Annotated in this window: 20 protein-coding genes and 1 riboswitch; of the genes, 11 read left to right on the forward strand and 9 right to left on the reverse strand. The window is 71.1% G+C overall.

The window, feature by feature from the left end; genetic code table 11:
- From MZTS_RS20025 to MZTS_RS20050, 6 genes are all read left to right on the forward strand, one after another.
- On the forward strand, window positions 1–964 hold a 964-nt coding region (locus tag MZTS_RS20025), incomplete at its 5' end, for a glycosyltransferase family 2 protein (protein ID WP_192285154.1).
- 31 nt (window positions 965–995) lie between these two features.
- Window positions 996–1,763, forward strand: coding sequence for a glucose-1-phosphate cytidylyltransferase (gene rfbF / locus MZTS_RS20030; RefSeq protein WP_192285155.1), 768 nt, complete (start codon window positions 996–998; stop codon window positions 1,761–1,763).
- Entirely contained in the window at window positions 1,763–2,872 is a 1,110-nt protein-coding gene (rfbG, locus tag MZTS_RS20035) for a CDP-glucose 4,6-dehydratase (protein ID WP_192285156.1), read from the forward strand. Before rfbF ends, rfbG begins: the two co-directional genes overlap by 1 nt.
- The gene (locus tag MZTS_RS20040) at window positions 2,869–4,098 is read left to right on the forward strand and encodes a methyltransferase domain-containing protein (RefSeq protein ID WP_192285157.1); all 1,230 of its coding nucleotides are present in this window, start codon (window positions 2,869–2,871) and stop codon (window positions 4,096–4,098) included. Before rfbG ends, MZTS_RS20040 begins: the two co-directional genes overlap by 4 nt.
- A gap of 148 nt (window positions 4,099–4,246) precedes the next feature.
- Window positions 4,247–4,780 (forward strand): dTDP-4-dehydrorhamnose 3,5-epimerase family protein, encoded by a 534-nt coding sequence (locus MZTS_RS20045; protein WP_192285158.1) that lies wholly within the window; start codon window positions 4,247–4,249, stop codon window positions 4,778–4,780.
- Complete coding sequence (locus tag MZTS_RS20050) at window positions 4,777–5,721, forward strand: NAD-dependent epimerase/dehydratase family protein (RefSeq protein WP_192285159.1); 945 nt, start codon at window positions 4,777–4,779, stop codon at window positions 5,719–5,721. The genes MZTS_RS20045 and MZTS_RS20050 overlap by 4 nt, the downstream gene beginning before the upstream one ends.
- On the opposite strand, the gene MZTS_RS20055 is transcribed toward MZTS_RS20050, so the two are convergent.
- From MZTS_RS20055 to MZTS_RS20080, 6 genes are all read right to left on the reverse strand, one after another.
- Window positions 5,696–6,094 carry a response regulator gene (locus MZTS_RS20055; protein WP_192285160.1) on the reverse strand — a complete coding sequence of 133 codons (399 nt, stop codon included), beginning with the start codon at window positions 6,092–6,094 and terminating at the stop codon, window positions 5,696–5,698. The two genes, MZTS_RS20050 and MZTS_RS20055, sit on opposite strands and share 26 nt — an antisense overlap.
- A 139-nt stretch (window positions 6,095–6,233) precedes the next feature.
- Entirely contained in the window at window positions 6,234–7,490 is a 1,257-nt protein-coding gene (locus MZTS_RS20060) for an adenosylmethionine--8-amino-7-oxononanoate transaminase (RefSeq protein ID WP_192285161.1), read from the reverse strand.
- Window positions 7,491–7,545: 55 nt separating this feature from the next.
- Window positions 7,546–10,392, reverse strand: a complete 2,847-nt coding sequence (gene gcvP, locus MZTS_RS20065) for an aminomethyl-transferring glycine dehydrogenase (protein WP_192285162.1) — start codon at window positions 10,390–10,392, stop codon at window positions 7,546–7,548.
- Between the two features lie 188 nt (window positions 10,393–10,580).
- Entirely contained in the window at window positions 10,581–10,943 is a 363-nt protein-coding gene (gene gcvH / locus MZTS_RS20070) for a glycine cleavage system protein GcvH (protein WP_192285163.1), read from the reverse strand.
- Between the two features lie 26 nt (window positions 10,944–10,969).
- Window positions 10,970–12,145: a glycine cleavage system aminomethyltransferase GcvT gene (gene gcvT, locus MZTS_RS20075; RefSeq protein WP_192285164.1), complete on the reverse strand. Its 1,176-nt coding sequence runs from the start codon at window positions 12,143–12,145 to the stop codon at window positions 10,970–10,972.
- A 47-nt stretch (window positions 12,146–12,192) separates the two neighbouring features.
- A riboswitch (glycine riboswitch) is annotated at window positions 12,193–12,298 on the reverse strand.
- 155 nt (window positions 12,299–12,453) lie between these two features.
- Complete coding sequence (locus tag MZTS_RS20080) at window positions 12,454–12,684, reverse strand: hypothetical protein (RefSeq protein WP_192285165.1); 231 nt, start codon at window positions 12,682–12,684, stop codon at window positions 12,454–12,456.
- Between the two features lie 103 nt (window positions 12,685–12,787).
- Here MZTS_RS20080 and MZTS_RS20085 point away from each other — a divergent pair, with 103 nt between their 5' ends.
- Window positions 12,788–13,957, forward strand: coding sequence for an aminotransferase class I/II-fold pyridoxal phosphate-dependent enzyme (locus tag MZTS_RS20085; RefSeq protein ID WP_192285166.1), 1,170 nt, complete (start codon window positions 12,788–12,790; stop codon window positions 13,955–13,957).
- Here MZTS_RS20085 and MZTS_RS20090 read toward each other — a convergent pair.
- Complete coding sequence (locus MZTS_RS20090) at window positions 13,923–14,780, reverse strand: C40 family peptidase (protein WP_192285167.1); 858 nt, start codon at window positions 14,778–14,780, stop codon at window positions 13,923–13,925. The two genes, MZTS_RS20085 and MZTS_RS20090, sit on opposite strands and share 35 nt — an antisense overlap.
- Before the next feature lie 310 nt (window positions 14,781–15,090).
- Between MZTS_RS20090 and MZTS_RS20095 the strand changes: the two genes are divergently transcribed.
- Window positions 15,091–15,462 carry a hypothetical protein gene (locus MZTS_RS20095; RefSeq protein WP_192285168.1) on the forward strand — a complete coding sequence of 124 codons (372 nt, stop codon included), beginning with the start codon at window positions 15,091–15,093 and terminating at the stop codon, window positions 15,460–15,462.
- A 7-nt stretch (window positions 15,463–15,469) separates the two neighbouring features.
- On the opposite strand, the gene MZTS_RS20100 is transcribed toward MZTS_RS20095, so the two are convergent.
- Both MZTS_RS20100 and MZTS_RS20105 read right to left on the reverse strand, forming a co-directional pair.
- A complete protein-coding gene (locus tag MZTS_RS20100) occupies window positions 15,470–16,156 on the reverse strand; it encodes an SDR family oxidoreductase (protein WP_009866586.1) in 687 nt (228 codons plus the stop codon).
- A 70-nt stretch (window positions 16,157–16,226) separates the two neighbouring features.
- Window positions 16,227–16,943 (reverse strand): MgtC/SapB family protein, encoded by a 717-nt coding sequence (locus MZTS_RS20105; RefSeq protein ID WP_009866587.1) that lies wholly within the window; start codon window positions 16,941–16,943, stop codon window positions 16,227–16,229.
- A gap of 282 nt (window positions 16,944–17,225) precedes the next feature.
- Between MZTS_RS20105 and MZTS_RS20110 the strand changes: the two genes are divergently transcribed.
- The 3 genes from MZTS_RS20110 to MZTS_RS20120 are packed head-to-tail and all read left to right on the forward strand — an operon-like array spanning window position 17,226 to window position 19,626.
- A complete protein-coding gene (locus tag MZTS_RS20110) occupies window positions 17,226–18,227 on the forward strand; it encodes an AAA family ATPase (RefSeq protein ID WP_192285169.1) in 1,002 nt (333 codons plus the stop codon).
- 4 nt (window positions 18,228–18,231) lie between these two features.
- Entirely contained in the window at window positions 18,232–19,164 is a 933-nt protein-coding gene (locus tag MZTS_RS20115; RefSeq protein ID WP_192285170.1) for a DUF58 domain-containing protein, read from the forward strand.
- 6 nt (window positions 19,165–19,170) lie between these two features.
- Complete coding sequence (locus MZTS_RS20120; protein ID WP_192285171.1) at window positions 19,171–19,626, forward strand: DUF4381 family protein; 456 nt, start codon at window positions 19,171–19,173, stop codon at window positions 19,624–19,626.
- Window positions 19,627–19,633: the final 7 nt, after the last annotated feature.

Here is a 19,633-nt window from a genome sequence, read left to right on the forward strand (position 1 = left end):
CGCCACCCGCGCCCTCGCCGGCCGCGCCCGTCGCACCGGCGGTCTCGGCTCGATCCGCGTCCTGGCTCCCGGTCACTTCGCCCTGAGACGCGAACCGAGGCAGCGCCCCCTCGTCTCGATCGTGATCCCGACCGCCGGGCGCGACACTGTGATCGGCGGCCGCACCATCGACCTGCTGGCCGCCTGCCTCGCCAGCCTGCGCGAGACGAGCACCTACGCGTCCATCGAGATCGTGGCGGTCGATAACGGCGACCTGCGCCCACAGACCCGCGCCGCCATCGAGCGCCACTCCATCCGCTCCGTCACCTGGGACAAGCCCGTCTTCAACGTCGCCGCCAAGATGAATCTCGGCGCCCGCGCGGCGCGGGGCGAGGTCATCGTCTTCCTCAACGACGACATCGCCGTCGTCACGCCGGATTGGATCGAGGCGATGCTGGCTCTCATCGCCATCCCCGGGGTCGGGGCGGTGGGCCCCAGGCTGCTGTTCGAGGATGGCAGCCTTCAGCATGCCGGCGTGGTGTTCGGCGAGGGGCTGCCGGACCATGTCTGCCGGGGGCGTCCCGGCGACGATCCCGGCTATCACGGCTCGTCGCTGGCCAATCGCAACACCCTCGCCGTGACCGGCGCCTGCGTGATGGTGCGGCGGGCCGATTTCGAGGCCATCGGCGGCTTCGACGAGGGATACGCGATCAATTACAACGACATCGACCTCTGCCTGCGCTTGGGCGAGCGTGGCCTGCGCACGGTCTTCTGCGCCGAGGCCAGCCTGTATCATTACGAGAGCCGCAACCGCGTCCCCACGGTGGACCCGGCCGAGCAGGCGCGCTTCCGCAGGCGCTGGGGCGCGCGCCTCGCCCGCGATCCGTACTATCCCGAGCCCTTCGGCATCCGCCCGCCCGCCTACGAACTCGATGCGGAGCGGTTTCCCGCGGCGGCGCAGCGCATGATAGAGGCGTGGCGATGATGGCGACGACGCAAAAATCCGGAGTCCGGCCGTGAAGGCGGTGATCCTCGCCGGCGGCCTCGGCACGCGGCTCTCAGAAGAGACCGTGGTGCGCCCCAAGCCGATGCTGGAGATCGGCGGACGGCCGATCCTCTGGCACATCATGCAGATCTACGCCGCCCACGGCGTGACCGAGTTCGTGATTTGCCTCGGCTACAAGGGCTACGTCATCAAAGAGTTTTTTCTGAACTACCGGCTCCACTTAAGCGACGTGACGCTCGATCTCGGCCGGGGCGACGTCCAGTTCCACCGCTCGGCGGCCGAGGATTGGAAGGTGTCGCTGATCGAGACCGGCGACGCCACCATGACCGGCGGGCGCCTGAAGCGGGTGCGCGACTATCTCGGCGACGACGATTTCTTCATGACCTACGGCGACGGCGTCGCCGATATCGACCTGACCGCGCTTCGACACTTCCATCAGGCGCATGGGCGGCTGGCCACCCTCACGGCGGTGGTGCCACCGGGCCGCTTCGGCGCGCTCGATCTCGACGGCAGCGCCGTGCGCAGCTTCCGCGAGAAGCCGGCGGGCGATGGGGCGACCATCAATGGCGGCTTCTTCGTGCTGTCGCCGCGTGTGCTCGACTATATCGAGGACGACGCCACCGTGTGGGAGAACGCGCCGCTGGAGCGGCTCGCCCGCGAGGGGCAGCTCCACGCCTATCATCATGCCGGCTTCTGGCAGGCGATGGACACCCTGCGCGACAAGAAGCACCTCGAAGAGCTCTGGGCCAAGGGCAACGCGCCCTGGAAGGTGTGGTGATGGGCGCGCTCAACCCCGATCCCGCTTTCTGGGCGGGCAAACGTGTCCTGCTCACCGGCCATACCGGCTTCAAGGGCGCGTGGCTGAGCCTGTGGCTCGCCCGGCTCGGCGCCCGCGTCACCGGCTTCGCCCTGCCGCCCGAGACCCGGCCGAACCTGTTCGAGGCCATCGGCTTCCCCGCCGAGGCGCACCGGATCGGCGACATCCGCGACCTGGACGCCCTCGCCCGCGCCGTCGCGGCGGCCGAACCGGAGGTCGTGATCCACATGGCGGCCCAGGCCCTGGTGCGGCCCTCCTACGCCGATCCGGTCGGCACCTTCGCCGTCAACACCATGGGCAGTGTCCACCTGCTCGAAGCGGTGCGGGCGGTGCGGAGCGTGCGCGCCGTCGTCGTGGTGACGAGCGACAAGGCCTACGAGAACCGGGAATGGCCCTATGCCTACCGGGAGAACGAGGCGATGGGCGGGCATGACCCCTACAGCGCTTCGAAGGGCTGCGCCGAACTCGTCACCAGCGCCTATCGCGCCTCGTTCTTCGGCGCGGGCGGCCATCCGGCGCGGATCGCCAGCGCGCGGGCGGGCAACGTCATCGGCGGCGGCGATTATTCCCGCGACCGGCTGATCCCCGACATCGTCCGCGCCTTCCAGGCCGGGGAATCGGTGGAGATCCGTGCGCCGCACGCGATCCGTCCCTGGCAGCATGTCTTAGAGCCGCTGGCCGGCTATCTTCGCCTCGCCGAGTGTCTCGCGGGCGAGGACGGCACCGCTTTCGCGGAGGGCTGGAATTTCGGGCCTGCGGACGAGGATTGCCGGCCGGTCTCCCATCTCGTCGAGCGGCTCGCCCGAGGCTGGGGCGGGCAAGCCGGCTGGCACCTGTCGCAGAAGACCCATCCGCACGAGGCGACCTATCTCAAGGTCGATGCCTCCAAGGCTCGCGCCCGGCTCGGCTGGGACCGGCGCCTCACCCTCGACACCGCCCTGGACTGGACCGCCGCATGGTATCGCGCGGCCGGCGGCGGCGCCGATCCCCGCGCTCTGGCCGAGGCCGAGATCGCGCGCTACGAGGCGCTTGGCGAGGTGAATGTCCTGCCGCCAGGAGCACGCGCGTGACCGCACCGACCTGCCGCGCCTGCGGCGCCGCCCTCACCCGGACCTTCTGCGATCTCGGGCTGTCGCCGCTCGCCAATTCCTATGTGACGCCGGAGCGGCGCCATCGCGGCGAGGTCTTCCACCCGCTCCACGCCTATGTCTGCGACGCCTGCTGGCTGGTGCAGCTCGAAGCCTTCGAGAGCCCGGAGGCGATCTTTTCCGATTACGCCTATTTCTCCGGCTTCTCCGCCGGCTGGCTGCGGCACGCGGAACGCTATGTCGACGCGATGATGGCCCGCTTCGGTCTCGGGCCGGACAGCAAGGTCGTGGAGGTCGCGAGCAACGACGGCTACCTGCTGCAATATTTCGTCGCCCGCGGCGTGCCGGTGCTCGGCGTCGAGCCGGCGGCCAATGTCGCCCGCGCGGCCGTGGAGCGCGGCGTACCGACGGACGTCGCCTTCTTCGGCCGCGACACCGCCCGGCGCCTCGCCGCCGAGGGCCACAAGGCGGACCTCACCGCCGCCAACAACGTGCTGGCCCACGTGCCCGATATCCTCGATTTCGTGGCGGGCTTCGCCGAGATCCTGAAGCCGGAGGGCGTGGCGACCTTCGAATTCCCTCACCTGCTGCGGATGATCGAGAGCCGGCAGTTCGACACGATCTACCACGAGCACTTTTCCTACCTCTCCCTCGGGGTGGTGATCGGGATCCTACGCCGGCAGGGCCTGCGGGTGTTCGATGTCGAGGAATGGCCGACCCATGGCGGCTCGCTGCGGGTCTTCGCCTGCCACGACGGCGCCTCCCACGCCCCGACGCCGAACCTGGAACGGGTGGTGCTGAGCGAGTGGGCCGCCAACCTGTTCGACCCGTCGGGCTACGAAGATTTCGGCCGGGCGGTGGCCGACATCAAATGCGCCGCCCTGCGCTTCCTGATCGAGGAGCGTGCGGCGGGCCGCACGGTCTGTGCCTACGGCGCGGCGGCCAAGGGCAACACCTTCCTCAATTATTGCGGCATCGACCCCGAACTGATCCAGGCGGTCGCCGACCGTTCGCCGCACAAGCAGGGCACGTGGCTGCCCGGCAGCCGCATCCCCGTGGTCTCGCCCGACGACCTCCTGGCGATGCGGCCCGACACGGTGCTGATCCTGCCCTGGAACCTCAAGGACGAGATCGCCGGAGAGATGGCGGCGATCCGCGATGGGGGCGGGCGCTTCGCCGTGGCGATCCCTGCGTTGACGGTGTTCTAGCGGTGCCGCCCCACCGAGATCCTTATCCTGAGGTGCCCGCGCCAGCGGGCCTCGAAGGATGTTCCGGGGATCGCGCGGGATCTGGAGGATCCTTCGAGGCCGCTGCGCGGCACCTCAGGATGAGGGGCAGGGTGGGAGCGCGGCCCGCATGATCGTCGAGGAACTCGCACTCCCCGGCCTGTTCCTCGTGCGGCCGGAACCGCATGCGGACGAGCGGGGCTTCTTCGCCCGCACCCATTGCGAGGAGGAATTCGCTGGGCACGGGCTGATCGGGCGGTTCGCGCAATCGAGCGTGTCGTTCAACCACCGCCGCGGCACGGTGCGCGGGATGCACTTTTCCCGCGAGCCCCATGCCGAGACCAAGCTCGTGCGCTGCACCTCCGGCGCGATCCATGACGCCGTGGTGGATCTGCGGCCCGGCTCGCCGACCTATCTGCGGACGGAGCAGGTGACGCTGTCGGCGCGTAACCGCCACGCCCTCTACATCCCGGCCGGCCTCGCCCACGGCTTCCAGACGCTCATGGACGAGACCGAGATCCTCTACATGATCGACCGGCCCTTCGTGGCCGCCGCCGCCGACGGCCTGCGCTGGAACGATCCGGCCTTCGCCCTCTCCTGGCCCGAGCCGGTCACGGTGATCGCGCCCCGCGACCTCGCCTTTCCCGATTGGGCGGGGCGGTGAGGCGGGTTCTCGTCACCGGCGGCGCTGGTTTCGTCGGCCGCCACGCGGTGGCGGCGCTGATCGCCCGCGGCTTCGAGGTCCATGCCGTGGGGCGAACGGCGCCGCCGGGCGTGCACGCCTTCCATCCCGCCGACCTGCTCGATGCGAGCCAACGCCGGGCGGCCGTGCGGGCGGCCGGAGCCAGCCACCTCCTCCACCTCGCCTGGGTGACCGAGCCCGGCCGTTACTGGCACGCACCGGACAATCTCGACTGGACCGCGGCAAGCCTCGAACTCGTGCGGACCTTCCGCGAGACGGGCGGCCGGCGCGCCGTCGTCGCCGGCACCTGCGCGGAATACGATTGGACAGCGCTCGCACCGGTTTCGCAACGGGCCGCCACCTCCGAGCGCCTCGACGAAACCGCTCCCTGCCGTCCGGCAACTCTCTACGGCGCCGCCAAGGATGGCTTGCGCCGCATCCTGGCCTCCTACGCGGTGACCGCCGGTCTTTCCCTGTCCTGGGGGCGCCTGTTCTATCTCTACGGTCCCGGCGAGACACCGGGCCGGCTCGTCGGCGACGCGGTGCGGGCGCTGCTCACGGGCCAGCGCCTCGCCACCAGCGAGGGCCGCCAGCGCCGCGACTTCCTCCACGTCGCCGACGCGGGTGCGGCCTTCGCGGCCCTGCTCACCTCCGGGGTCGAGGGCCCGGTCAATATCGGCTCCGGCCACGCGGTGTCGGTCCGGCAGATCCTCAAGGGAATCGGAGACCTGACCGGCCGCCCGGACCTGATCGATTTCGGCGCCCGCCCGCTCTCTGCGGCGGAACCGGCCTGCATCGAGGCCGATATCCGCCGCCTCACCGACGCGGTCGGCTTCTCGCCGCGCTACGGCCTGGAAACGGGGCTGGCCGAGACCGTCACGGCATGGCGCGCCGCGCTCAGCAATGCAGCATCAGGCCCTTGAGCCGGGCCAGGATGTCCGCGCCGGCACAGGGGCGGGAGATGAACTCGGCCCCGGGCGGCATCCGCTCGGAATCGGGCGCCGCACGGCCGGACACGATCAGGATCGGCAGCTCCGGCCGCGCCTGGGCAACGGAGGTGGCGAGTTCGAACCCGTTGACCCGTCCCGACAATTCCACGTCGGTGACGAGTCCGCAGATGTCCGGGCGCGCCTGAAGGATCGAAAGAGCCCGCTCGGCGGAGGCGCATTGCAGGGTGTCGTAGCCGCCCTCTTCCAGCACGTCGCCGAGATCCATGATGGTCAGCGCCTCGTCCTCGACGATGAGGATGACGGGACGGTCGGCTTCCGGTTTCGTCGTCTCGGTCTCGCTCGCCACCTTGAAGCTCCCGATTGCCACAGCGACCCAAGTCATTCGAGGGCTGAGCCGTTTCCTCTTCTCGGGAAAAGCCGCGCCGCCGATGATGCAACGGGAAACCCCGCTGCGGGTTGCAGGGTTCTTCGGGTCCTCCGTCGGGTCAACCCCCGGCGGTCTCGGTGACGACGGCGGCGACCGCTTCGATGAGACGGTCGAGATCGCCGGAGGCGATGGTGAGCGCGGGCGTGAGGTAGACGATGTCGCCGAACGGGCGCACCCAGACCCCGCGCGCGACGAAGCGGCGCTTGAGATCGGCAAGATCCGGGGTGACCGTAAACTGCACCGCGCCGATGGCCCCGAGCACCCGGACCTCTCTCACGCCGGCCAAGCGCGCGAGCGGCGCCAGACCGTCGCGCAGCCGGGCAGCGATGGCGGCGGCCTGATCGAGCCGGGGCTCGGTCTCGAACAGATCGAGGCTGGCATTGGCCGCCGCGCAGGCGAGCGGGTTGGCCATGAAGGTCGGGCCGTGCATCAGCGCAGCGGAGGGATCGTCGGACCAGAAAGCCGAGAAGATCTCCGTCGTGGCAACCGTGGCGGCGAGCGACATCGTGCCGCCGGTGAGCGCCTTCGACAGGCAGAGGATGTCGGGCACCACGCCGGCCTGCTCGCAGGCGAACAGCGAGCCGGTGCGGGCGAATCCCGTGAAGATCTCGTCGGCGATCAGCGGCAGACCGTGCCTGCGGGCGAGGCGGGCGACCGTCGCCAGCACCTCCGGCGGATGGGTCAGCATCCCGCCCGCGCCCTGCACCAGGGTCTCGACGATCACCGCCGCGAGCTCGTGGCGGTGGCGGGCGAGCAGAGCATCGAGGGCGGCTTCCTGTTCGGGGCCGCGCGGCAGATCCGCGAAGAGCTGGGTCGGCAGATAGGCGCCGAAGCGGCGATGCATCCCCTCCTCGGGATCGCAGGCCGACATCGCCCCCATCGTGTCGCCGTGATAACCGCCGCGGAAGGCGAGCACGCGGGTGCGGCCGGTCTCGCCGCGATTGAGCCAGAGCTGCACCGCCATCTTCAGGGCGACCTCGACGGCGACCGAGCCGGAATCGGTGAAGAAGACGTGGTTCAACTCTCCCGGCAGCAGGGCTGCGAGCCGTTGTCCCAGCCGCTCGGCCGGGGCGTGGGTGAGCCCGCCGAACATCACGTGCGGCATCCGCGCCAGCTGATCGGCCATCGCGGCGGCAATGTGCGGATGATTGTAGCCGTGAACGGCGGTCCACCACGAGGCGATGCCGTCGATCAGCTCACGGCCATCGGCCAGGGTGATGCGCGAGCCCCGCGTCGCCACCGCTTCCAGCGGCGGCGCGGCGGTCTTCATCTGGGTGTAGGGGCGCCAGAGGTTGTGGGTGCCGAGCGCGGTCATCCGCGCGGGATGCGGGGTGGCGGCGGCGGAGTCAAACGCCGGCCGCCCCCTTCCCCTATTCCGCCGCCTCGCCGTAGGCCTCCGGCGGCGGGCAGGAGCAGACGAGATTGCGGTCGCCATAGGCGTTGTCGACGCGGTTCACCGGCGGCCAGTACTTGTCCATCCGGAAGGATCCGGTCGGGAAGCAGGCCGCCTCCCGCGAATAGGGCCGCTCCCAGGCGCCGATCAGGTCCTGCACCGTGTGCGGCGCGTTTTTGAGCGGGTTGTCGGCCTTGTCGATCCGCCCCTCCTCGATGGCGCGGATCTCCTCGCGGATCGCCAGCATGGCGTCGCAGAAGCGGTCGATCTCGGCCTTGGTCTCGGATTCGGTCGGCTCGATCATCAGCGTGCCCGCCACCGGCCAGCTCATGGTCGGCGGATGGAAGCCGCAATCGATCAGGCGCTTGGCGATGTCCTCGACGGTGACGCCCGCGCTCTTCTGGAAGGGGCGGACATCGACGATGCATTCATGCGCCACCCGCCCGTTCCGGCCGGCATAGAGGATGGGATAGGCGCCCTCCAGCCGCTTGGCGATGTAGTTGGCGTTGAGGATCGCCACCCGCGTCGCCTGGGTCAGGCCGCGCCCGCCCATCATCAGGCAGTAGCTCCACGAGATCGGCAGGATCGAGGCCGAACCGAAGGGCGCCGCCGAGACCGCCCCCTCCTCGCCCGTGCGCGGGTCGGAGGGCAGGAACGGGATCAGATGCGCCTTGACGCCGATGGGGCCCATGCCCGGCCCCCCGCCGCCATGCGGGATGCAGAAGGTCTTGTGCAGGTTGAGGTGGCTGACATCGGCGCCGATATCGCCGGGCCGGGCCAGCCCGACCATCGCGTTGAGGTTCGCCCCGTCGAGATAGACCTGCCCGCCATGGGCGTGGACGATGGCGCAGAGTTCGCGCACCCGCGCCTCGAACACGCCGTGGGTCGAGGGATAGGTGATCATGCAGGCGGCGAGCTTGTCCGCATGCAGCGCGGCCTTCTTCGAGAAATCCTCGACGTCGATGTTGCCCTGGGCATCCGCCCCGACGACGACCACGCTCATGCCGCACATCTGCGCCGAGGCCGGGTTGGTGCCGTGGGCCGAGGACGGGATCAGGCAGACATTGCGATGCCCCTCCCCCCGCGACAGGTGATAGGCGCGGATCGCCAGCAGCCCCGCATATTCCCCCTGGGCGCCCGAATTCGGCTGCATCGAGATCGCGTCGTAGCCGGTGATGGCGCAGAGCTTCCGGCTGAGATCGTCGATCAGCTCCCGGTAGCCCGCCGCCTGATCCTCCGGCACGAAGGGATGCAGTTCCGCGAATTCCGGCCAGGAGATCGGCAGCATCTCGGCGGTGGCGTTGAGCTTCATGGTGCAGGAGCCGAGCGGGATCATCGCCCGGTCGAGCGCCAGATCCCGGTCGCTGAGCCGGCGCATGTAGCGCGTCATCTCACTCTCGGCCCGATTCATGTGGAAGATCGGGTGGGTCAGGTACTCGGAGGTCCGCTCCAGCGCCGCCGGCAGGCGTGTCTCGGGATAGGCCTCGTCATAGGCCAGATCGCCCCCGCCGAAGGCGCGCCAGACCGCCTGAAGGATATCGGGCCGCGTGCGCTGGTCGACGCTGATGCCGATGCGGGTCGCGCCGATCCTGCGCAGGTTCACCCCGTTCTCGACGGCACTCTTCAGGATCACCCCCTGGAACGGGCCGACCTCGACGGTGATCGTGTCGAAGAAGCTTTTCGGTTCGACCGCGAAGCCGAGCTTTTCCAGGCCGGCGGCGAGGCGCACCGCGTCGCGGTGGACCCGCAGCGCGATGGCCTTGAGGCCGGCGGGTCCGTGATAGACCGCGAACATCGAGGCGATGACCGCGAGCAACACCTGGCTGGTGCAGATGTTCGAGGTCGCCTTCTCCCGGCGGATATGCTGCTCGCGGGTCTGGAGCGCGAGCCGGTAGGAGCGGTTGCCGCGGGCATCGACCGAGACGCCGACGATCCGTCCCGGCAGCGCCCGTTTATGGGCGTCGCGGGTGGCCATGTAGGCGGCATGCGGGCCGCCATAGCCCATCGGCACGCCGTAGCGCTGCATCGATCCGACGGCGATGTCGGCCCCCATCTCGCCCGGCGGCTTCAGCAGCGTCAGTGCCAGCGGGTCGGCGGCCACCACGGCGAGGGCGCCCGCCCGATGCAACGCGGCGATGGGGCCGGAAAAGTCGTGCACCGCCCCGTTCACGCCCGGATACTGGAACAGGGCGCCGAACACGGCGTCGGGATCGAGATCCGCGAAGGGATCGCCGACCACGATCTCCCACCCGAGGGGCGCGGCGCGGGTCTTCATCACGGCGATGGTCTGGGGCAGGCAGTCGCGGTCGACGAAGAAGGCGGTGCGGTCCGACTTCGCGACCCGCTTGGCCATGCCCATGGCTTCCGCCGCGGCGGTGGCCTCGTCGAGGAGCGAGGCGTTGGCGACGTCGAGCGCCGTCAGGTCGCAGACCAGGGTCTGGAAGTTGAGCAATGCCTCCAACCGGCCCTGGCTGATCTCCGGCTGATAGGGCGAGTAGGCGGTGTACCAGGCCGGGTTCTCGAAGATGTTGCGCTGGATCGCCGGCGGCATGGTCGTGCCGTGGTAGCCCTGGCCGATCAGCGAGACGAGCAGGCGGTTCTTGTTGGCCGTGGCCCGCAGCTTTTCCAGGGAGCGGCGCTCGGTGAGCGAGGTGCCGAAATCGATGTACTCGGCCTGCCGGATATCGGGCGGCAGCGTCTCGTCGATCAGCGCATGGAGCGATTTCGCGCCGACCGTCTCCAGCATCTGGTCGATCTCGGAGAGCTTCGGGCCGATATGGCGGCGGGCGGCGAAATCGAAGGGATCGTGGCGATCGTATTTCATGGGGTGCCTCTCGGGCGCATGGGGTGCCGCCGGGACCACCCTCCCCCTCTGCGGGGAGGGTGCCCTGCGGATGCCGGGCGGGAGAGGGGCCGGCCCCGCCTTGTCCGGAACCGTCGCTCCCCTCACCCGACCCGCTTCGCGGGCCAACCCTCTCCCGCGGGGGGGAGAGGGGGTGTCACCCGCGCGGGCTACTTCGCGAATTCCGCGTAGGCCGCCTCGTCCATGAGGCTGTCCATGGCGGCCACGTCGTCGAGCTTGAGCCGGTAGAGCCAGCCCGCCCCCTGCGGGTCGGCGCCGACCGAGGCCGGATCGGCAACCGCCGCCTCGTTGACCTCTGTGACCTGGCCGGAGAGCGGCGCGTAGACATCGGAGGCCGCCTTGACGGACTCGACCACGGCGGCCGCCTCGCCCTTGGTCAACGTGGCGCCGACCTTCGGCAGCTCGACGAAGACGAGGTCGCCGAGTTGCTCGGCGGCGTGGGTGGTGATGCCGATGGTGGCCACGTCGCCATCGAGGCGCAGCCATTCGTGTTCGTCGGTGAATCGCAGCATGGTTCGGACTCCTGAGACGAAGGGGATCAGCCGCGCTTGAAGCCGGCGGGAACGAAGGGAAGCGGGGTGACGGTGGCGGCGAGGCGCTGGCCGCGAACCTCGGCGAAGACGCGGGTGCCGGGCGGGGTCAGCCCCGTGGGCAGGAACCCCATGGCGACCGGCGCGCCGAGGCTCGGGCCGAAGCCGCCGGAGGTGACGCGGCCGACGACCGCGCCGCCCACCTCTTCGGCGAAGAGCGGTGCCTCTGCCCGCACCGGGGCGCGGCCCTCCGGACGCAGGCCGACGCGCCGCCGCGCCGGCCCCTCCGCCATCTCCGCCAGGATCCTGTCGGCACCGGGAAATCCGCCGGGACGGGCGCCGCCGCGACGGCGGGCCGGCGAGATCGCCCAGGCGAGACCGGCCTCGACCGGGCTGGTGCCGGGGTCGATATCGGCGCCGTGCAGGGGCAGCCCGGCTTCGAGCCGCAGGGAATCCCGGGCGCCGAGACCGACGGGAAGCACCTCGGGCGCGGCGAGGATCGCCTCGGCGACGGCCTCCGCGCGATCCTCCGGCACGGCGATCTCGAAGCCGTCCTCGCCGGTATAGCCGGAGCGGCTGACGAGGCAGGGCGCACCGAGGATCGCCACCTCGCGCACATCCATGAAGCGCATCGCCTCCACCTCCGGGGCGAGGCGCGCCAGCACCTCCGCCGCCTTCGGCCCCTGCAGGGCGATCAGGGCCTGCGGCAGCGGCGTGATCTCGACGGTGTCGGGCAGTTGCGCGCGCAGATGCGCGAGGTCGGCGGCTTTGTTGGCGGCGTTGACGACGACGTGCAGCCGGTCCGCCAGACGCGCGACCATCAGGTCGTCGAGGATGCCGCCGGAGGCATCGGTCAGGAAGCCGTAGCGCTGACGGTCGATACCGAGGCCGAGAATGTCGATCGGGATCGAGGCTTCGAGGGCGCGGGCCGCGTCCTCCACCGTGCCGGAGCGCGGAGCGAGCGCGATCTGGCCCATATGCGACACGTCGAAGAAGCCGGCCGCCGCCCGGGTGTGCAGATGCTCCTTCAGCAGCCCCGCCGGATAGTGGAGCGGCATCGCGTAGCCGGCGAACGGCACCATCCTGGCGCCACGCCGCAGGTGCAGCGCGTGCAGCGGCGTGTGGCTGGGCGAATCGGAGGACGGGGCGGCAGGGCTAAAAGCCCCGGCAGCTTGCGAACTCATCGGGCACTCCACGACAGACGGATCTTGCCCGCCGGCCGGCTGGCAAGTTGCCCCCATCTGTCGCGGTTACCTGAGAGCTTCCCTCACTCAGAGGCTGAGCGAGGTTTCTCCTTCGGTGGGCGCCGGAAGGCGCCTCTCTCCAGATTGTCCAACGATACGGTGATTGTGCCTGAGAGTTTCCGGGGGTGGTTGCTCCGTCGGCGCCATAGCTGACCTTACGCTCAGCTTGGGCTCTCCCGTATCGTCTGTATCGGACCCACAAATGTTCGCACGCGGCGGCGTCTCAGGCAAGACAGGTCCGGTGACGATCAACGCATCATGTTGCGCAGGCGGCAAAACCGACCGAGGCTCTCGTAGCCCGCCGGGCAGCGGCGCACACAGGCACCGGCGGCGTATTTGAGCGGCGGTCGGCAAGCGTTGCGGAAGCGCTTCTCGCCGAACAGGTAGGATTGCGCCGGGCCGGCCGAGGCTGGCAGCGGACTGACGAGCGAACCGGCGGCGGCGAGCAGCAGGAGGACGACGAGGAAACGGCGCGGCATGGGGGGATCCTGACGGGTTTGAGCAACGCACCGCCCGGCGCCGGGTTCGCCGGTCCTCGTTCCCCCGCTTGACATCCCTCGGGGAGCGTCGCCTTGAGGCGCCATGTCCGACGATCCGTCTCGCAGCCTCGATGCCTTCGCCAGCGGGAAGCTGGCCAGCCTGGAGGCCTCCGCCCTGCGCCGCCGGCTGGTCGAGACCGCCCGCGGCCCGCAAGCGTCGGCGGAGCGGGGCGGACGCGGGCTCGTCTCGTTCTCCTGCAACGATTACCTCGGCCTCTCCCACGATCCGCGCGTGGTCGCGGCGGCCTCCGAGGCGCTGGCCCGCTACGGGGCCGGCGCGGGCGCTTCGCGGCTGGTGACGGGCAACGCCCCGCCCCTCGTGGCCCTGGAGGAGCGGCTTGCCCGCCACAAGGGCAAGGAGGCGGCCCTCGTCTTCGGCTCGGGCTATCTCGCCAATCTCGGCATCAGCCCGGCCCTGGTCGGCGCGGACGACCTGATCCTGATCGACGACCTCGGCCATTCCTGCCTGTTCGCCGGGGCGAGGATGTCGGGGGCGCGGACGCTCCGCTTCGCCCATAACGATCTCGACCAGTTGCGCTCTCTGCTCGCTGAGCATCGCGGCGCGGCGCGGCGGGCGCTGATCCTCACCGAGCGGGTGTTCAGCATGGATGGGGACCGAGCGCCGCTCCCCGAAATCCTGGCCCTCGCGGCCGAATACGATGCCTGGACGCTGGTGGACGACGCCCATGGCCTCGGCGTGGTCGAAGCGGGCGCGCGGGCGCCGCTCGAAATGGGCACCCTGTCGAAGACGCTCGGCTCCTATGGCGGCTATCTCTGCGCCTCGCAGGCCGTGATCGACCTGCTGACCAGCCGGGCCCGCAGCTTCGTCTACACCACCGGCCTGCCGCCGGCCTCCGCCGCCGCCGCGCTCGCCGCCCTCGCCATCGTCGAGGCGGAGCCGGAGCGCGCCGCCCGGCCGCTCGCGCTCGCCCGCCGCTTCACCGCGCGGCTCGGCCTGCCCGACGCCGAGAGCCCGATCGTGCCGGTCCTGGTCGGCGAAGCGGAAGCGGCCCTCGCCCTCTCGGCGGCCCTCGAAGCGCGGGGCTTCCTCGTCGTCGCGATCCGGCCGCCGACCGTCGCCCCCGGCACCGCCCGGCTGCGGGTCGCCTTCTCGGCGGCCCACGACGAGACGCAGGTCGATGCTCTCGCCGAGGCCTTGGCCGAATCCCTCGCGGAACTCAGGCCTTCAGGGTCAGCCGGCGGGTCGAGGTGACCGCGCCGTAGCTTTTGGCGGCGATGCGCTCGACCGCTTGACTGAGGGGCTCGACCGCGACCGCCATGTGGTAGCCGTTGGCATGGATGAGCCGCTCGGCGTCGAGCATCAGCCCGACATGGCCCTTCCAGAACACGAGGTCGCCGCGCCTCAGGCCGTCGAGGCCCGGCAAGGCCTCGCCGAGGCCCCGTTCCTGCTGATCGGCATCGCGGGGGCAGGCAAGCCCCGCCGTTTCCAGGCAGAGTTGGACGAGGCCCGAACAATCGAGGCCGAGGCTGGTGCGGCCGCCCCACAGATAGGGCGTGCCGACGAGGCGCTCGGCGGTTCCCGCGAAATCCGGCTCGCGCGCGTCGAGGGGCACCGCATGGCCGGCGAAGACGTAGCCGCCCCCGGCGAGCCGCCAATACTCGCCCTCCCGCGCCTCGGCCGCAAAGGCCGCACCGAGGCTCAGATGGGCGAGATGCGGCCGTTTCAGGTCCGGCGCCGGGTAGACGAAGGTGCGCAAAGCCGCGACCCTGTGGGTCGGGGCCGGGTCGGCAGGCCCGAGCGCGGTTTCCGGCAGGTAGCCGACATAGCCGTCGCGGCCGATCTGGACCCAGGCGAAGCCGTCGCGGATCTCGTAGACCGTGACCGCGTCACCCCTCACCGCTTCCGTATCGAGCCCGGCCTCCGGGCGCGGCGCGCGCCGCAGGGGAGCGGAGGGAGCCATGACCCGCGCCGGCTCGCCGGCAACGTAGCGCTCCGCCGCGACGACGCCTGCGAGGCGGCTATCGGCGAGGTCGGGCCGGGCGGGAGTGAGGCGGGGATCGCGTGTCTCGGACATCGGGGGTTGGATGGCGCAGGATCGAGGCGGCATTCGGGACGATCCGCATACCCCCGGACAAGGGCCGGAGAAGGCAAGAGAGGAATTGGCGCGAAGCGTCTTCGCTGCAGCGCCGCGTCACTATGACCGAGTCTCCCTGCATCGATCGACAGCCCCATTCAACGAATGTGCTGGCGTTTTGGGGCAAACGGCGCGCATCCTGCATGCGAGACGAGCGGGAGTGTCCGTCGGGCAGCCATGCGACCGACGGTCTGTCACGTCCGATTTGGGTGCAGTGCACAAAGCGGACGGACCGTCCTAAGATCGGTGCATGAAGACCGCGAGTCGTGCCGTGAAGAAGACCCCCAAGAGCTTTCAGGATCTGCCGCCGATCCGGGTGCGGCGCGAGCCGCCCACGGTGGCCGAGGCGGTGGCCGCCGCCCAGGATCTCGCCGACGATGTCGAGCAGCAGGTTGAAATCGCTGCCGGCCTGATCGGTCTCAGCCTGGACGAGGTGCGCCCGCACGTGGTCGCCGCCGCCAAGGCCGCGGCCGCGCGCCCGGCCTTCCGCCCGCAGGAGCAGCGCATCCTGGCGCCCGCCAGCCCCAACCGCGCCCCGCCCCGGGCGGTGATCGTCGAGCGGCGCAGCCGGCCGGCCGTGGTGGTCGAGCGGCGCAGCCGTCCCCTCGACCCGCGCCGCTGAGGCCGCCTCACCAGGGCAGGGTTTCGCCCCGGTAATCGAGATAGGCGAGACCCGTGTCGCCGGCACGGGCCTCGATCACGTCCGCAAGTCCGGCCGCGCTCGTCGCCACGTCGAGATCGGCCCCCTCGCCGCCCATATCGGTGCCGACCCAACCGGGATGCAGCAGAAGCAGGCCGAAGGTGCGGTCGGCATGGCGCGCGGCGAAGCTGCGGGCATTGGTGTTGAGCGCCGCCTTGCTCGCCCGGTAGTTCTCCCAGCCGCCCTCCTCGTTGAGGGAGACGCTGCCGAGGACGGAGGACATGAAGGCGAGGATGCCGCCGGGGGCCAGGGTTCCGGCGAAGGTTTCGGCGAACAGGATCGGGCTCACCGCATTGGTGAGGTAGACCTGCGCGGTGACCGCCCGCGATGCCGCATGGAGCGGCCGCTGCGCGTCGATCAGCACCCCGGCGACCACGAAGACGAGATCGAACCTCTCCTGCCCCACCCGCCCGAGCAGGGCGGCGACGGAGGCGTCGTCGTCGATATCCGCCGTCTCGACCCGGACACCCTCCGCCGCGAGCCGCTCGAGCGCGGGGGCAGGCCCCCGCCGTGTCGCCGTGACCCGCCAGCCGCGCCGCAGGAAGGTCTCGGCGAGCCCGAGCCCGAGGCCGCGGGAGGCGCCGACGATGAGGGCGTGCTTGGCTGCGTGGGGCATGACGATCCTTCGAACGGCCGGGGCTTCTTGCCCGTTGTATCGTCAACGCGGTCGGATGATTGCGGCTGCCTCAATCCCCCGTCTGCACCGTCCAGGTCGCGTGCCGGACCTCGGGCCGCTTCTCCAGATCGGCCACCACGGCGTCGAGGTCCTTGGACTGCACCGCCGTCGCGGTGAGGGTGGCGACCACGTCCACCACCTCCTCGCCCCGCTCCTCCACTTCCGTGCCGGCAACCGGATAATCCGCCTCCTCCAGGCGCTCGACCAGCAGATCGCGGGCGAGGCCGGCCACGTCGGCGGAGACGGTGACCTGCACCTCGTAAGTCGCCTCGGTGGCGGCTTCGTCGATCGGGATCCGGTCGATCAGGTTGACGAGGGGGCGCAGCAGCGTGTTGCCGGCGAGCACGGCCACCGTGACGAAGCAGGCTTCCAGGGGCAGGTCGGCGCCGGCGAAGGCCCCCACCGCCGCCGAGCACCAGAGGGTCGCGGCGGTGTTGAGGCCGCGCACATTCATCCCCTCCTTCATGATGACGCCCGCGCCGAGAAAGCCGATACCCGAGATCACGTAGGCCACGGTGCGGGTCGCCCCCTCTCCGCCGGTCAGCCGCATGCCGAGATCGACGAAGGCCGAGGCTCCCACCGCCACCAGCACGGCGGTGCGCAGGCCGGCGGTGCGCTGCCGGTATTGCCGCTCCGCCCCGATCAGGGTGCCGAGGCCGAAGGCGACCAACAGGCTGATGCCGGAATTCAGGGCTTCGGGCGTGGGGATGGAGAACGGGCCGGGCATGGAATCCTGGATCTCGCGGGGAGCTTTCCCCGCTCTCGCACAAGCGTGACAGTTACGTGACCAAGCGTCGCGCGGACAGGCCGTGGGGACGAAGTGCGGTCAATTTGCCCGAGGAAGTGACCGTGGCTCGGGATTGACGGGGCGACCGGGCAACGGGCACACCGGCAAGATTGTGGGAGCGATAAGAAAAACCCACGGCGAGGAGACGCGAATGCGGCAGGATCTTTCCCCTGCGACGATGGCGGCGGCCTGCGCGGTCGGCCCTTCGCGCGGGGCCCTCGCATGAGCGGCGAAGTCCTCGCCCGGCCGGTCGCCAAGGCCGTCGATGCCCCGGTCCGCGACCGCATCCTCCGGCTTCGTGACGGGCTGGCGCACGGCCTGATCGGCGCCGAGGCCCTGGTCGAGCGCCTGCTGATCGGCCTCCTGACCGGCGGCCACCTCCTCATTGAGGGCGCGCCGGGGCTCGCCAAGACCCGCGCGGTCAAGCGCCTGTCGGACGGGCTCGACGGCTCCTTCGCCCGGGTGCAATGCACCCCGGACCTGATGCCCGCCGACCTCACCGGCACCACCGTCTGGCGCCAGGATGCGGGCACCTTCGAGTTCCTGCCCGGTCCGCTGTTCCACTCGCTGATCCTCGTCGACGAGGTGAACCGCGCTCCCCCCAAGGTGCAGTCGGCACTGCTCGAGGCCATGGCCGAGGGGCAGATCACGGTGTCCGGGCACACCCACCGCCTGCCCGACCCGTTCATGGTGGTGGCGACGCAGAACCCGATCGAGCATGCCGGCACCTTCCCGCTGCCGGAGGCGCAGCTCGACCGCTTCCTGCTGCACGTGGTCGTCGAGATGCCCGACGAGGCCGCCGAGCGCCGCATCCTCGACCTCGTCGAGGGCGAATTGAACCACCATGCCGAGGCGATGCCGGTGAAGCTCTCGGTCGCCGAGGTGATCGCCGCCCGCGAGGCCGCGCTCGCCACCTATGTCTCGCCGGCCCTCAAGGATTATCTCGTGCGGCTCGTGGCGGGCACCCGCACCGATGCCGTGGCGCCGGACCTGCGCGCGTCCATCGAGCATCCCGCCTCGCCCCGCGGCACCCTCGCCCTGATGATGGCCGGAAAGGCGCGGGCCTATCTGCACGGCCGCGACCATGTGGTGCCGGAGGACATCTCCGACCTCGCCGCCGACGCGCTGTCGCACCGGATCGGCCTGACCTGGCGCGCGGCCGCCGAGGGACGCACCGCTCGCGGCATCGTCCGCGGGCTGGTCGAGCGGACGCGGGCGCTGTAGCCGCATGACCGCGAGCGCGGCCCCCGCGAGCGATCCGTACGAGGCCCCCGGCATCCATCTCTCCGGTGCCGGCCTGATGAGCCTGCGCCACCTCGCCCGGCGCGGGGTGTCGCCCTCGACCCGCACCATCGCCGGGTTGCCGGGCGGCATCGTCACGCGCAAGCGCGGGCGCGGCTCGGAGCCGGACGACGTGCGCCCCTGGGTGGAGGGCGACGACCGGCGCTTCATCGACCGCAACGCCACCGCCCGCACCGGCGAGCTGCACGTGCGCACGCATCATGACGAGCGCGACCGCGCCGTGGTGCTCCTGGCCGATTTCCGGCCCTCCATGCTGTTCGGCACCCGTCGCGCCCTGCGCTCCGTCGCGGCGGCGGAGGCCCTGACGCTGCTCGGCTGGCGAATCGTCGGCGATGGCGGCCGCGTCGGCCTGATCGTCGCGGGGGCCGGCGAACCCGCCGTGGTGCGCCCGGCCGGCGGCGAGCGGGCGATGACCGCCGTGACCGGCGCGCTGGCCCATGCCCACGCCGCGGCCCTGCGCGACCCGAGCCCGGCGGACCCGCCGCTCACCGAAACCCTGTCCCTGGCCCGCTCCCTGCTGCCCTCGGGCGGACATCTCGTCATGGCGAGCGCCCTCGATACGCCCGGTCCCGATTGGGACAGCCTGCTGACCGCCCTGGCCGAGCGGCTCTCGATCCGCCTGTTGCTGGTCAGCGACGCCTTCGAGCGGGGCCGGCCGGCGGGGTTCTTCCCCTATGCCCTGGCGGATGGGAGCCGCGGCACGGTCCAGGCCCGCCGCGCCACCCAGCCCGACGCGGCGGAGATCGACCCCCGCCTCGCCCGCCTCCATGCCTGTGGCGTCGAGGGCTTGCGCATCGCCGTCGAGGACGGGCCGGAAAGCTACGCCCCGCTGATGGAGCGGCTCGATGCGGTGCTGTGAGCAGCCATGACGCCCCCTGACCTCTCCGCCTTGCGCGGCCTGCATCTTCCCACCGGGGGCGGCGGCGCGGTGCAGCCCGAGATGGTGGCCGCCATCGCCCTCGGCTTCGGCCTCGCCCTGCTCGTCGGTTTGGTCCGCCTCGTCCGGGCGCGGCGCGGCCTGTCCCTGCGCCGGACGCTCCTGCGGGAACTGACCCGCGCCGAGGCCCTGGAGCCGGAGGCTCGGCGCGTCGCCCAGGCCCGGCTGCTGCGGCGGGTGGTGCGGACCCTGAAGGGCGAGGAGGCGGCGGGCGCGCGCGGCTCGGCCTGGGCCGCGACCCTGGACGACACCTTCGCCACGGATTTCTTCCGCAACGGCCCCGGCCGAGTCTTCGCCGACGACCTCTACCGGCGCCCCACGGCGACGGATCCGGGCGCCGTCGATGCCGGCCTCGGCCGCCTGTTCTCGCAGATCCGGGCCTGACACCCGC

The organism is Methylorubrum zatmanii, from assembly GCF_014845115.1.
Classification (GTDB): Bacteria; Pseudomonadota; Alphaproteobacteria; order Rhizobiales; family Beijerinckiaceae; genus Methylobacterium; species Methylobacterium zatmanii.

What these genes read in the sequence shown, in the direction of transcription:
- rfbG (WP_192285156.1), top strand. Translation starts at nt 1,763, where the DNA reads ATGGGCGCGCTCAACCCCGATCCCGCTTTCTGGGCGGGCAAACGTGTC.
- MZTS_RS20045 (WP_192285158.1), top strand. Translation starts at nt 4,247, where the DNA reads ATGATCGTCGAGGAACTCGCACTCCCCGGCCTGTTCCTCGTGCGGCCG.
- MZTS_RS20060 (WP_192285161.1), bottom strand. Translation starts at nt 7,490, where the DNA reads ATGACCGCGCTCGGCACCCACAACCTCTGGCGCCCCTACACCCAGATG.
- gcvP (WP_192285162.1), bottom strand. Translation starts at nt 10,392, where the DNA reads ATGAAATACGATCGCCACGATCCCTTCGATTTCGCCGCCCGCCGCCAT.
- gcvH (WP_192285163.1), bottom strand. Translation starts at nt 10,943, where the DNA reads ATGCTGCGATTCACCGACGAACACGAATGGCTGCGCCTCGATGGCGAC.
- gcvT (WP_192285164.1), bottom strand. Translation starts at nt 12,145, where the DNA reads ATGAGTTCGCAAGCTGCCGGGGCTTTTAGCCCTGCCGCCCCGTCCTCC.
- MZTS_RS20080 (WP_192285165.1), bottom strand. Translation starts at nt 12,684, where the DNA reads ATGCCGCGCCGTTTCCTCGTCGTCCTCCTGCTGCTCGCCGCCGCCGGT.
- MZTS_RS20085 (WP_192285166.1), top strand. Translation starts at nt 12,788, where the DNA reads ATGTCCGACGATCCGTCTCGCAGCCTCGATGCCTTCGCCAGCGGGAAG.
- MZTS_RS20090 (WP_192285167.1), bottom strand. Translation starts at nt 14,780, where the DNA reads ATGTCCGAGACACGCGATCCCCGCCTCACTCCCGCCCGGCCCGACCTC.
- MZTS_RS20095 (WP_192285168.1), top strand. Translation starts at nt 15,091, where the DNA reads ATGAAGACCGCGAGTCGTGCCGTGAAGAAGACCCCCAAGAGCTTTCAG.
- MZTS_RS20100 (WP_009866586.1), bottom strand. Translation starts at nt 16,156, where the DNA reads ATGCCCCACGCAGCCAAGCACGCCCTCATCGTCGGCGCCTCCCGCGGC.
- MZTS_RS20105 (WP_009866587.1), bottom strand. Translation starts at nt 16,943, where the DNA reads ATGCCCGGCCCGTTCTCCATCCCCACGCCCGAAGCCCTGAATTCCGGC.
- MZTS_RS20110 (WP_192285169.1), top strand. Translation starts at nt 17,226, where the DNA reads ATGAGCGGCGAAGTCCTCGCCCGGCCGGTCGCCAAGGCCGTCGATGCC.
- MZTS_RS20115 (WP_192285170.1), top strand. Translation starts at nt 18,232, where the DNA reads ATGACCGCGAGCGCGGCCCCCGCGAGCGATCCGTACGAGGCCCCCGGC.
- MZTS_RS20120 (WP_192285171.1), top strand. Translation starts at nt 19,171, where the DNA reads ATGACGCCCCCTGACCTCTCCGCCTTGCGCGGCCTGCATCTTCCCACC.